At 72.1% G+C, this 12976-nt stretch carries 5 protein-coding genes and 1 pseudogene; 4 read left to right on the forward strand and 2 right to left on the reverse strand.

The genetic code is table 11. The annotated features are described in order from the left end of the window. Positions 1 to 90 precede the first annotated feature (90 nt). The 3 genes from adhE to AB0A63_RS36870 all read left to right on the forward strand — a co-directional run bounded on the left by adhE (position 91) and on the right by AB0A63_RS36870 (position 9989). Entirely contained in the window at positions 91 to 6225 is a 6135-nt protein-coding gene (adhE, locus tag AB0A63_RS36860) for a bifunctional acetaldehyde-CoA/alcohol dehydrogenase (protein ID WP_360400076.1), read from the forward strand. Positions 6226 to 6794: 569 nt separating this feature from the next. Next, positions 6795 to 7070, forward strand: coding sequence for a hypothetical protein (locus AB0A63_RS36865; protein WP_360400079.1), 276 nt, complete (start codon positions 6795 to 6797; stop codon positions 7068 to 7070). Between the two features lie 60 nt (positions 7071 to 7130). Beyond that, positions 7131 to 9989: an AAA family ATPase gene (locus AB0A63_RS36870; RefSeq protein ID WP_360400082.1), complete on the forward strand. Its 2859-nt coding sequence runs from the start codon at positions 7131 to 7133 to the stop codon at positions 9987 to 9989. Positions 9990 to 10002: 13 nt separating this feature from the next. Here the strand turns inward: AB0A63_RS36870 and AB0A63_RS36875 are convergent, their stop codons facing one another. After that, positions 10003 to 11247 (reverse strand): chorismate-binding protein, encoded by a 1245-nt coding sequence (locus tag AB0A63_RS36875; protein WP_360400085.1) that lies wholly within the window; start codon positions 11245 to 11247, stop codon positions 10003 to 10005. Positions 11248 to 11658: 411 nt separating this feature from the next. Between AB0A63_RS36875 and AB0A63_RS36880 the strand changes: the two genes are divergently transcribed. After that, a complete protein-coding gene (locus AB0A63_RS36880; protein WP_360400088.1) occupies positions 11659 to 12402 on the forward strand; it encodes an IclR family transcriptional regulator in 744 nt (247 codons plus the stop codon). 61 nt (positions 12403 to 12463) lie between these two features. Here AB0A63_RS36880 and AB0A63_RS36885 read toward each other — a convergent pair. Beyond that, positions 12464 to 12976 (reverse strand): annotated as a pseudogene (locus tag AB0A63_RS36885) (hypothetical protein); the annotation flags it as partial.

Consider the following 12976-nt stretch of genomic DNA (forward strand, 5'->3'; position numbering starts at 1 on the left):
ACGCGGGCTTCTGGCATTGCCGCGACGTCATTAGCTTGGACTTCAATCCCTGCTCTGCCCGATGACGGGCGCGTCGAAACGGAGTCCTCGGTGTTCGCAGTGCATGTCCTTCCTGATGATCTCGGCCGATTCGCTGGATCGAGCGGCGATCTCAACCCGTTGCACCTGGACGCGGACTACGCGTCCAGGAGCGGGTTCGGCGCGGAGGTGGCGCAGGGCGCGCTCACCGTCCTCCACGCGGTGGCGGGCCTGCCCCCGCAGGACGCTGCGGCGGTGCGGCGGGTCCGGGCGCGCTTCCACGCCGCGGTCTACCCGGCGCAGTCGTACTCCCTGGACGTGGCGCGCACCGGGAACGGGGGTGTGCGGCTGGAGGTGTCGGACGGCGGGCAGCCGGTCGCGACCGTGGACGTCGAACTGGGCGGCACGGTCGGCGCCGGGGTCGGCGCGGTGCGCGTGGGATCGGGAGAACGCAGGCAGCAGGCCGCTGACCGGGTCCCGGCGGAGCTCCGGGTGGGACAGCGCATCCCGGTGTCCTACCGCAGCGATCCCGGTGACTTCACGAGCCTGCTCGACCGCATCGGCAGCGGTGTGCGGGAAGAGGTCGCGCGACTGCTCGGCTGGGCGAGCTACCTGGCGGGCATGGAGGTCCCCGGCCGGCAGTCGCTCATCTCCTCGCTGACCGTCGAGCTCGACCCGGCCGCGACCGGCGACGGCTCGATCCACGTCACGGCCGTGGACGAACGCCGTGACATGGTGCGGTTCGGCGGTGCCCTGCCCGGTCTGGGGCGCGTCGAGCTGGCCGTCGTCGCCAGGGCCGTTCCGGCCGAACCGGACGCGCACGTCCTCGCCGCCGCCCTCGCCCGCCAGGACGTCGAGCTGGAGGGCAAGGTCGCCGTGGTCACCGGTGGCAGCCGCGGCTTCGGTGCCGCGTTCGCCGCCGCACTGGCCCTGCGCGGTGCGCACGTGTACGTCACCCACCGCCGGGACCCCGGTTTCCCGCCGGAGCTGCTGGCCGGTCTGGGAACGGCCGCCGAGCGCGTGCACGCGGTGCGTTCCGACGCGGCCGACCCCGCCGGGTGCGCACGGCTGCGCGACCACGTGCTCGCCCGGGAGGGCAGGCTGGACCTGGTGGTGCTCAACGCGTTCCCGAGCTTCCAGCCGCTGTTGCCGGGACCGGACACCGCCGAGCGCGCCGCCGAGTACGTCGCCACGGCCGTCACCGCGGTGTCCGCGCCGCTGTCCGCTCTGGCCGAGCCGCTGTCGGCGGCCGGTGGTCAGGTCGTGCTCGTGTCCAGTGACGTGGTCGCCGGTGCCGCGCGGACCTGGCAGCACTACGTGGACGCCAAGCTCCGCTGCGAAGAGCTGCTGCGCACGACGATCAGCGGGCACCCCGGTCTCGGCGGGCTGGTCCTGCGGCCCCCGAGGATGGACACCGGGTTCTCGCCGACCGTTCGCGGGGTCGTCGACGGGCTCGCCGTCGAAGCGGTCGCCGCGGCCGCTGTGGGCGGGCTCGGTCAGGTGAGCGCCGGCCGGGTCGAGGTGCTGGAGTCCTTCGCACCCGCAGGCGCACCTGCGGCCCCTGGTGTGCCGCCGACGGCGAACGCCGCCGCACCCTCACCCGAGCCGACGACGGACCTCGCGGCGGACGGCGCCGTGCTCGCCGTCGCCGCGACCTTCACCACCGACCCGCTGGCGGCACCCCTCACCGCGTGGTGCCGCGACCTCGGTCTCGGCCTGCGCCCGGTGCTCGCGCCGTTCGGCCAGGTGTTCCAGGAGCTGCTCGACCCCGCCAGCACCCTCGGGTCCGCGCGGTCGGGATGCGCGGTGGTGCTGGTGCGCTTCGACGACTGGCCGGCCGAGGAGACCGAGCGCACCCTGGGCGAGCTCGCGGAGGCCGTGCGGTCGTTCGCCGCCCGGGCCCGCGTCCCGCTGCTGCTCCGCGTCTGCCCCAGCCCGTCGGTCACCGGCGCGGACCCGCGCCAGCACCGGCTCTTCGCCGACCTGGGCGACACCTCCGGGGTACACCTGCTCGGCGCCGAGGACTGGCACGGTGGCACCGATCCCGGTGACGTGCACGACGAGGCCCGCTACCGCATGGCGCACCTCGCCTACACGCCGGCGGGGTACGACGCCCTGGCCACGGGGATCGCCCGCTCGGTGCACGCCCTGCTCGCCCGGCCGTTCAAGGTGCTCGTCCTCGACTGCGACAACACCCTGTGGGCGGGCGTGGCCGGCGAGGACGGCCCGGAAGGGGTCCGGCTCACCGGCGGTCACCGCCACGTGCAGGAGTGGGCCGTCGCCCTGCGCGAGCAGGGGGTGCTGCTCGCCCTCGCCAGCAAGAACGACCCGGAGACCGTGGACGCGGTCTTCCGCGCCCGCCCCGAGTTCCCGTTGCGGTCCGACCACGTCGCCGCGCGGGCGATCGGGTGGGACCCCAAGCCCGTCGGCCTGGCGCGGCTGGCCGCGGAGCTGAACCTCGGCCTCGACAGCTTCGTCTTCCTCGACGACAACCCGGTGGAGGTCGCCCAGGTCCGTGCCGCGTGCCCCGGCGTGCTGGCGCTCACCGTGCCCGCCGACGAGGAGGAGATCAAGCCGTTCCTGGACCGGGTGTGGGCCTTCGACCGCCTGGTGGTGACGGAGGAGGACCGCGGTCGCGCGGCCGCCTACGACGCCAACCGGGACCGCGGTGAGCTGCGCCGGTCCTCGCTGACCTTCGCCGACTTCATCGCGGGCCTCGACCTGGTCGTGGACATCACGCCCGCGGCGGAGGCGGACCTGCGCCGGGTCGCGCAGATGACCCAGCGCACCAACCAGTTCAACTTCAGCACCGTGCGCAGGCAGGAGAACGAGCTGCGCGCCCTGCTGGCGGAACCGGGCGTGCGCTGCCAGGTGGTGCGCGCCACCGACCGCTTCGGCGACCACGGCGTCGTGGGCGCGGTGATCAGCCGGCAGGACACCGACGAGCTGGTCGTGGACACGTTCCTGCTCAGCTGCCGGGTGCTCGGCAGGGGCGTGGAGCACCAGGTCCTGGCGTCGCTCGGCTCGGGCACGGCCGTGAAGATCCGCCTGCCCTACGTGCCCACGGCCAAGAACGAGCCCGCCCGGCGCTTCCTCGACGGCGTCGCCGACGGGGCACCGGCGGCCGGGGGCACCGACTACCTGCTGACGGCGGAGCAGGCCGCCGGGGTCCGCTTCGACCCGGAGTCGGCCGTCCTGGCGGACGACGCCCCCGCGGCCACCGCGGTCGCGGTGGTCGACGCGGGACCGCGGCTGAGCACGCTCGCCGCACTGGCCGAGAACCCGGCAGGCGCCCGTGAACCCGGCGAGGTCGCGGGTGTCGAGCAGCACGACGCCCTTGCACTCGTGATCGACGCGCTGACCGACGTGCTCGCACTGCCTCGGGGAGCGGTGACGGCGGACAGCGCGCTGGCCGGTCTCGGTGCCTCGTCGCTCGCCCTGGTCGAGGCCGCGGTCGCGTTGCAGGCGCACTTCGGTGCCCTGGAGCTGGAGGTGTTCTACGAGCACCGCACCGTCGGCGACCTCGCCGCCTCCCTCGGCCCGGTCGTCCACCGGCCGCAGTCGTCCGCCGCCGCTCCGGCGGAGGACGTGGAGCCCCTCGTGGACGGCCTGGTCCGCGGTGCGCAGCAGGCGCTGGAGGCGTTCCACGCGCTCGGACAGGAGCAGGTCGACCACATCGTGGCGAAGGCGGCGCGTGCCGCCGCCGCGAGCCACCTGGACCTCGCCGTGCTGGCGGTCGCCGAGACGGAGCGCGGCGTCGTCGAGGACAAGGCGGTGAAGAACCTCTTCGCCGCGGAGCACGTCACCAACAGCATGACCGGCATGCGCACCGCGGGAGAGGTCCGCCGCGACGAGCTCACCGGCCTGGTGGAGATCGCCGAACCCGTCGGTGTGGTGTGTGCGATCACGCCCGTCACGAACCCGACCTCGACCGTCGTGTTCAAGGCCCTGATCGCGCTCAAGACCAGGAACCCGATCATCTTCGCCTTCCACCACCTGGCGCCCCGCTGCGGTGCCGAGGCGGCCCGCATCGTGCGCGACGCCGCCGTCGCGGCCGGTGCGCCCGCGCACTGCGTGCAGTGGGTGGAGACGCCCAGGCGTGCGGTCACGCAGGCGCTGATGAACCACGACGGCGTCTCGCTCGTGCTGGCCACCGGCGGCAACGACGTCGTGCGCGCCGCGCACTCGGCCGGCAAGCCGGCGATCGGCGTGGGAGCGGGCAACGTGCCCGCGTTCATCGCCGCCGACGCCGACCTGGCCCGCGCCGCGCACGACGTCGTCCTGTCGAAGAGCTTCGACAACGGCATGACGTGCGCAGCCGAGCAGACGCTGCTGATCGACACCGGGGTGTGGGACCAGGCTGTGGACAGCCTGCGGACCCGGCTCGCGCACGTGCTGACCGCGCAGGAGAAGCGCGCGCTGGAGGACTTCCTGTTCGGCCCGGACGCGCGCAGGGAAGGCAAGGTGTCCGTCAACCCGGCCGCCTCCGGCCGTTCGGCGCACTGGATCGCCGGCCGCGCCGGGTTCAGCGTCCCCGAGCACACCACGCTCCTGCTCGCCGAGGTCGGTGACATCGGCCCGGACGAACCGCTGACCAGGGAGAAGCCGTGCCCGGTGGTCGCGCTGCTGCGCGTGGCAGGGGCCGAGGAGGGCATCCGGCGGGCCGCTGAGGTCGTCGAGTTCCACGGCAGGGGCCACACGGCGGTCGTGCACACCGCCGACGAACGGCTGGCTGAGCGGTTCGGCAAGGGCGTCAAGGCCGTGCGGGTGGTGTGGAACTCACCGGCGGCACAGGGCGGCATCGGTGACCTCTACAACGCGTTCCTGCCGTCGATGACCCTCGGCTGCGGCAGCTACGGCGGCAACTCGGTCTCCGGCAACGTGACCGCGGCGAACCTGCTCAACATCCGCCGCATCGCCCGCCGCAACAACAACATCCAGTGGTTCAAGGTGCCGCCGAAGATCTACTTCGAGCCGAACTCGATCCGCTACCTCGGCGAGATGACCGGGGTGCACCGGGTGAGCATCGTGACCGGTCGCACGGTGGCCAAGCTCGGCTACGCGGACAAGGTGCGGTCCGTGCTGGCCGGCCGCTCCGAGCCCGTGGCCGTCCAGCTGATCGACTTCGTCGAGCCGGAACCGTCGCTGCAGACCGTGCAGCGCGGTGCGGAGATGATGCGCGAGTTCCAGCCGGACACCATCGTGGCCATCGGTGGCGGGTCCTCTTTGGACGCCGGGAAGCTCATGTGGCTGTGGTACGAGCACCCCGAGGTCGACTTCGCCGAGGCGAGGGGCCGGTTCGCCGACATCCGCAAGCGCCTCTACCGCTTCCCCGAACCGGAGCGCGCCAAGCTCGTGTGCGTGCCGACGACGTCGGGCAGCGGTTCGGAGGTCACCCCGTTCGCGGTGGTCACCGACCGGGAGACGGGCCGCAAGTACCCGCTGGCCGACTACGCGCTGACCCCGAGCGTGGCCATCGTCGACCCGGTGCTCGTGCGCTCGCTGCCCGCCGGGCTCGCGGCGGACTCCGGGTTCGACGCGCTCACCCACGCGACCGAGGCGTACGTCTCCGTCTACAGCAACGACTTCACCGACGGGCTGTGCCTGCAGGCGATCAAGCTGATCTTCGAGAACCTCGAGGACTCCGTGCTGCTCGGAGCGGAGAAGGCACAGGAGGCCATGCACAACGCGGCCACCATCGCCGGCATGGCCTTCGGCAGCGCGTTCCTGGGCATCGTCCACGCCATGTCGCACACGCTCGGCGCGACCTTCGGCCTGGCGCACGGCCGGACCAACGCGCTGTTGCTGCCGCACGTGATCCGCTACAACGGCCAGCCCCCCGCGAAGCTCACCGGCTGGCCCAAGTACGAGAACTACCAGGCACCGCAACGCTTCCAGCACATCGCCCGCACCCTGGGACTGCCCGCGGCCACGCCGGAGGAGGGAGTGCGCTCCTACGCCGCCGCGATCGAACGGCTGCGCTCGGCCGTCGGGCTGCCCGCCTCGTTCGCGGAGGCGGGGGTGCCCGAGGCGGCGTTCCTGAGCTCGCTGCCGCAGCAGGCCCTCAACGCGTTCGACGACCAGTGTGCTCCGGCCAACCCCAGGCAGCCGGTCCTGGCCGACATGGAGGAGCTGATGCGCACCGCCTACGCCAACGGGGCGGTGGACCTGGAAGACGTGCGCGCCGCGGCCCACAGCGGCCGCTGATCCGGTCCCGGTGGGTCCGCCCCGCGCGGACCCACCGGGATTGTGGCGTTTCGAGACGTGACTCTCCGGGTCACGTCTCGTTTGGGGTGCCCGGGACGTGATCGCGGAGGCAGACCCCGGGGGCCAGGCGGGCAGTGCGCAATCGGGCGCACTCCTGCCCGCCGTGCCGAAGTCGCGCGGCGAACTCGCCTTCCGCACGCGGTGCCCCGGCGCGCCCGGCACCGCTCCCGCGGTGCCGACGGCCGTCACCGCGGAGACCGCCAGGGGGCATGGCGACCGGTCCGCTGTGGAGTCCGGGCTCCCCCGGTTTGCCGAGCAACGTCGTCGCTGGTCACGGCCTTGATGCGCAGTCAAACGCACACTTCCGGCCATTCCACCCGCGCGGGCTCACCGGCTGCGCTGAACCACCGCGCGACCGGATGGTGTGGACACGCCCGACGACACCTCGCGCACAAGCGTTCCGGCACCGCACGCGCACCGCCGGAGCCCGGTGACCACGGCCTGTTCGCCGCCGATGTGGACGCGACGGCGACTGGCGCGGCTGTCGTACTGTTCGCCTCGAAGCGCTGGTGGACGTCGAGGCAGCCGGAGGCAACGTGCTCAAGGAACCCGAGGGCCTGCTGTGGCCGGTGGCACCCGCATCCACCCCGCGGGCCGAGCCGGGCGGGATGGACGGCGGCCTGGTCGCGCACTCGCACGGGCAGCGGCTCGACCACGCGCTGAGCAGGGTCACCAGCGGGTTGACGGCGACTGGCCCCTGCCGCAAACTCCCGTCCAATTCGAATTTGCACGCGGTCATGGCCGAGGGGTTCACCCGGCGCGACAGGGCGGCGCAGCAGGCCTGAGCCAGGCCGCGGCGTCGCTGGTGCTCACCAACCGGACCGACTCACGACGGAGCTCCGCAGATGGCTCAGCAGCGCAACGAACCGCACAGGACTTCCTCTGACGCGCCCCGGTCGGTCCACCGGGGCAAGGAACTCGGCCGGTTGCTCAGCGCGCTCACCGCGGCGGAGACGAACAGGCCGGCGGTGGTGCTGGTGGAGGGCACCACCGGCGTCGGCAAGACGACGCTGCTGGGCGAGGTGGCGGACGCCGCCAGGGCGCGCGGGTTCCAGGTGGCCGGTGCCGCGACGTCCACTCTGGACGGTTTCATGTCGTTCTCCGTCGTCCGGCAGCTGTTCGAGAACCTCACCGCGGGGCCGGAGGCCGGCGTCCTGGAGTCGATCCTCGGTGTGGACGGTCAGCCGGAAGCCGGCAACCGCACCGCGGCGGGGCTCGACGAGCCGGCGACCCACCAGACGTACCACGAGCTCTACCGGCTCGTGAGCGGCCTCGCCGACCGCGGACCGGTCTGCTTCGTCGTCGACGACCTGCAGTGGGCCGACGCCTCGTCGTTGCAGTGGCTCAACTACCTCATGCGGCGGGCGACCAAGCTGCCGCTCGCCGTGCTGCTCAGCTGCACGACCGGGATCTACCCCGCGGACCCGCTCCAGATCGCGGAGATGCAGATCTACGCCACCCGCGTGCGGATCGGCGGTCTCACCGCGGACGAGGTGTCGACGTTCGCCGAACCGGTGCTCGGCAGCCGGCCAGAACCTGAGGCCGTCACAGCCCTGCACGCGGCCACGGGCGGGAACCCGCTGCTCCTCCACTCCCTGCTGGAGACGACCGGGGAGTTCTCCGTGCAGGAGATCCCGTCCTCGTACGGGGTGGAGGAGCTGGGCGAGTCGGTGCTCGCACGGCTGCACGGCGAGCCCGAACCACTGCTCCGGCTGGCCAGGACGATCGCGGTCGTGGAACCCCCGGACCTCGGGCTCGCGGCCGAGGTCGCCGGGATGACGGTGCCGGAAGCCACCGACGGCGCCGACCGGTTGACGCGGATGGGGCTGCTGACCGGCGCCGCCAAGCCGGCGTTCACCCACTCCGTGTTCACGGACGCGATCACGAGCTCGATCACGCGCGCGGTCAGGGACGACCTCCACGCACGGGCCGCCGCGAGCCTGCACGCGTCCGGTGCACGAGCGGCGCTCGTCGCGCGGCACGTCCAGTGCACCTCCGCGAAGCTCGGCCGGTGGGCCGCCGACGCGCTCCACCGGGCAGCGGACCAGTTGCTGCACGACGGTGACGCGACCACCGCCGCGAGCTTCCTCACCAGGGCACTGCAGGAGCACGTGCCGGCCGAGCTCAGGACGAAGCTGCTCGTGAAGCTCGGCCACGCCGAGTCGTTCTTCGACCCCTACCAGGCGGCCACGCACCTCAAGCAGGCGTTGGAGGACATCGAGGAACCCGAGCTCCTCCTCGACGTCACCTCGCTGCTGTCCAGGACGCTCTGCCTCGACGGGCGCTACGAGGACGCGCGCGCGGCGTTGAGCGAGTCCATCGCCAGGATGTGCGCCTCCGCACCGGAGTTCTCCGCTCAGCTGCGCCTCGCGCTCCGCGTCACCCTGCCAACCGAGCAGTCCGAGCAGTCCGAGGAGCCCGACGCCACTCCGGACCGCGTCGCGGTCGACTGGCGGCGCCGTGACGCCCGTGGCCGCGGGCTGGCCGCACTGGTGGCGGAGGACCTGAGCAACCGGGGCGAAGACCTGACGACGTCCCGCGAGGCCGCGCTGACCGCGTTGTCCGCGGGCGCGGTGTCGATCATGCATGACCCGCAGCGGATGATGGCCGCCATCAACTCGCTGATCAGGACCAACGAGCTCGACCTGGCCCTGCGGTACTCCAGCGAGGCGATCCTGGAAGCCCACCGCCAGAAGCTGGACCTGGTCTTCGTGCTGGGCCACACGCTGCGGTCGCGGGTGCACTTCCACCGCGGGGCTCTGGCCCAGGCGGTAGTGGACGCCCGGCTCGCACTGGCCAAGGCGCACCGGATGAACCTGCACCAGCGCCACCCCGGCCGCATCTGGCCGATGGACGCGCTCCTGTCCGCGCTGCTGCACCTCGGTGACGTCGAGGCGGCACGGGAGCTGGTCGAGCCCATCGGCCTCACCAGCCCGCTGCCGAACAGCTGGCACCACACCAGCCTCCTGCAGGGACGCGGTCACCTCCGCATGCGGCTGGGGGACGACGCCGGCGCGCTCACGGACCACCTGGAGTGCGGGCGGAGGCTGAAGTCGTGGGGTGCTCCCGGCCCCGCTGTGCTGCCGTGGCGCTCGTACGCGGCCGTTGCGCACCTCCACCTCGGTCAGTCGCTGGAGGCGGTGCAGCTGGCCCTCGAAGAGCTCGAACTGGCCAAGAAGTGGGCCTCCGCACCGAGTCTGGCCCGCGCGATGCTCACCGTCGGCATGGCGACCGGTGGCGCGGCGGCACTGCCGTGGCTCATGGAGGCCGAACACGTCCTGCGCAACACGCAGGCGTTGCTGCTGCGCGCGACGGTCCTGGTGGAGCTCGGGACGACGAGGTGGCGTCACGGGCAGCAGAAGCTCGCCAGGGAGGAGCTGGCCCAGGCGAAGGTGGCCGCGGAGCGGTGCGGTTCGCTGCCGTTGCTCACCAAGCTCGCCGAACTGCCGGCGGAGGCGGTGGGACGGTCCGGCGCCGGGCCGGCCGCTCCTGTTTCCGTTTCCGCGGGCTCTCCTTTGACGCCGCAGGAGCACCGCGTGGCGAGCCTGGTCGCCACGGGCTCCTCGAACGACGAGGTCGCCAGGAAGTTGTCCGTGTCGCGGCGGGCCGTCGAGTTCCACCTCACCCACGTCTACCGCAAGCTCGGCATCCAGCGGCGCACGCAGCTGGCGGCGATGTTCCACTCGACCGGCAGCAGCAGGTAGGGAACGGCTTCCCTCACGCGGGGCCCGCCACGAGGTGCGCCGAGATGCTGCGCAGCTTCGCGCAGGTCTCCTCGATCTCCCGCTCCGGCCGCGAGGACGCCACGATCCCGGCGCCCGCGCGCAGCCACCGCCGTCCCTTCCGCTCGTACACCGCGCGCAGGACCAGGCCCGCGTCCAGGAACCCGTTGTCCGACGCGAACAGCACGGCACCCGAGTAGACGCCCCGCGGCGCGGCCTCCGCCCGGGAGGTGAACTCACAGGCCGCTTTCCTCGGCGCACCCGAGATCGTGACGCCGGGGAACAGCAACTCCAAGGCGTCCCAGGAGGTCTTGCCCTCGGTCAGCCGGCCGCACAGTCGCGACGCCGGCTCGTCCACCACCACCGAGCCCGGCTCGCACACCTCGGTCAACCCGGCGAACGCGCACTCGACGGCGATCGCGTGGTCGTGCGCCTCGTCCGGGTCCGGCACCAGCTCGTCCACACGGGACTCCAGCCGCGGCCGCGTGGCGACCTTCCCGTCCGACCCGGCCTCCAGCACCGTCTGCGCGCAGAAGCCCGTCGTCGTCAAGCCGCCGATCGACAACAGGAACGACCGCTCCGGTGCGGTGGCCGCGCGCCCGGCCAGGTACGTCTCCACGAAGTCGACGGGCTCGTCCACGGGCACGCTGCGGGACAGGGTCACCTTGCGCAGCCCGGTCGAACGGATCTCCTCCACCGCCGCCAGCACCGCGTCGCGGTACCGGCCGCTGCCCGCGTCCAGGTCCACCGGCACGGTCGCGCGCCCCGGTGCCGGCGCGTCCTCGACCGGTGCGGTGCGCAGGTGTTCGAGCAGTGCGCCGAGCCGCGCGTCGCCGCCCCGCACCACGCTCGCCCTCCCGTCCTCGATGCGCACCTCCACCTCGGGCACCACGAGGTGCACGACCTCCGAGTCCCCGGCGAGGTCCGAGCGGTCGTTCAAAACGTGCACGGCCTCGAACGCGATCCAGCCGCACACCGTCCACTCGCGCAACGACAACCGCTCCAGCGCCGCACGTGCCGCGCGCACGGGCCCGCCGACGACCGGCCACGACTCCTCCACCGAGTCACGCCGAACCCGCACACGGGTCGCGTTCACGACGATCTCCACGCGCACGCCCCAGGTGACCGTCCACACGTCGCCGTGCTCGTAGACGAAGTAGGTGTCGAAGAAACCGGTGCGGATCAGTGCAGCGGCGAGCTCGGCGGACGACATCGGGGAGGGTTCCGTGAGAACGGCCATTACCAGCTCCTCGGGTGTCGCGGAGCAACCGCGACTCGGCGATCGGTCTTCCTGTCCACACCGGCCACCGCTCTTCCCCCAGCTCCACGGTGGTCCCTCGGTCCGGCAAGACCAGAATTGGCCCCAAACGAATCTATTCACGTCCGATCCACCCGGTCAAACGGCCGTGCCAACCGATGGAACTTTTCGGACATCAACCGGGCAGTAACACCGAGTATTCGCAACATTCACTCTTTCGCGTACGGGTTTGTGGAACTCCGTAGCTACACGACGCGACGCCCTCAATACGGTGTGGTGGAACCCACAGGCGAAAGAAGATTAACCGTGATCACCAGCCAGAACACCGCCTTGGAAGCCCCCGCGACCGTGCCGGCACCGCGAGACCCTTCGCGACGCACTGCGGCCACGAAGGTGTTGTCCGTGCTCCAGGCCTTCGGTGCGTGCGACGGCGCGGCGTCGCTCACCGAGCTCACCCGCTACTCGGACCTCCCGAAGTCCACAGTTCACCGCATGGTCGGTTTCCTGCGCGCGGAGGGACTCGTCGAGATGATCGACAACCGGTTCCTCCTCACCACCAAGATCACCGAGTTGTCGACCGCCGTTCCGCTGGAGATCTCCGACCACACCAGGGAACGGCTGCTGCCGGTGCTCGCGGACCTCTACGAGTCCACTCGCGAGGCCGTCCAGCTCTCCGTCCTGTGCGGCACCACGGCGCGCGTCGTCGAACGCCTGCACGGCAGGCAGTCGAGCGAGCTCGCGACGCGGCTGCGCGGTCCCCTCCCCCTGCACTGCACCGCACCGGGGAAGATCCTCCTGGCCGGCGACCCCGGTCTGCTCCCCGTGCTGTGCGCCCACGGGCTGGAGGCGCTCACCCCCGCTTCCATCACCTCCGCGGGGGTGCTGCAGTCCGCGCTGACCGGTGTGCGCAAGCACGGCGTCGCCTTCGACCGCAGCGAGTGGCTTCCCGGCTTCACCGGTGTCGCAGCCCCGGTGTGGGGACCCGGCCCGACCCTCGTCGGCGCGATCTCCGTGTTCGGGCCCGTGCAGCGCCTCAGCCCGGACGCCGTCGCGCGCCGCGTCCACCACGCCGCCGAGACCGCGTCCAGGGAGCTCCACTCCGCTCCCCCGTCCGCGGGTCACCGACTCGCCGGATGAGCACGACCGCCCGTCGACATCAGCCGTTCCACAAAGGAGTGGCCGGTGGTGCCGACCGGCGTCAGAGCGCTCGTGCGATGGCGATGTTGCCCGCGAGCCGGTCTCCTGCTTCGTAGATCATGTATTCGTGGCCTTGGTAGGTGCCGAACGAGGGTGCGGCGGAGCGGCCGTTGTCGGGTGCGCCGGTGAGGGAGTCGTGGAAGACGCCGAGGTGGCGGCGCTGGGTGAAGTCGCGGCCGAGTTCGGTGATGAGGATGTTGCCGCCGCTGCCGATGTCGGTGTTGTAGACGACGTAGGCGCTGTTGTTGCGGAAGAGCAGGTGGGGTCCGCCGATGTTGACGGCGCCGACGTCCTGGTGGCGGATGAGCGGGGTCTGGGAGAAGGTCCAGTCGCGGGCATTCGGTGACCAGCCCCAGCCGATGTCGCGGTGGTTGGTCTTGTTGTTGGTCATGAAGACCATGACGTAGCGGGCGCCGCGGGCGGGCAGGTCGTGGCGGAAGACCCTGGCGTAGGAGGTCTCGGTGGTGCCCGCGGGCATCAGCCGGGTGGACAGGACCTCCTTCTCGTAGCGGAA

The sequence above is a fragment of the Lentzea sp. NPDC042327 genome (genome assembly GCF_040647275.1).
Classification (GTDB): domain Bacteria; phylum Actinomycetota; class Actinomycetes; order Mycobacteriales; family Pseudonocardiaceae; genus Lentzea.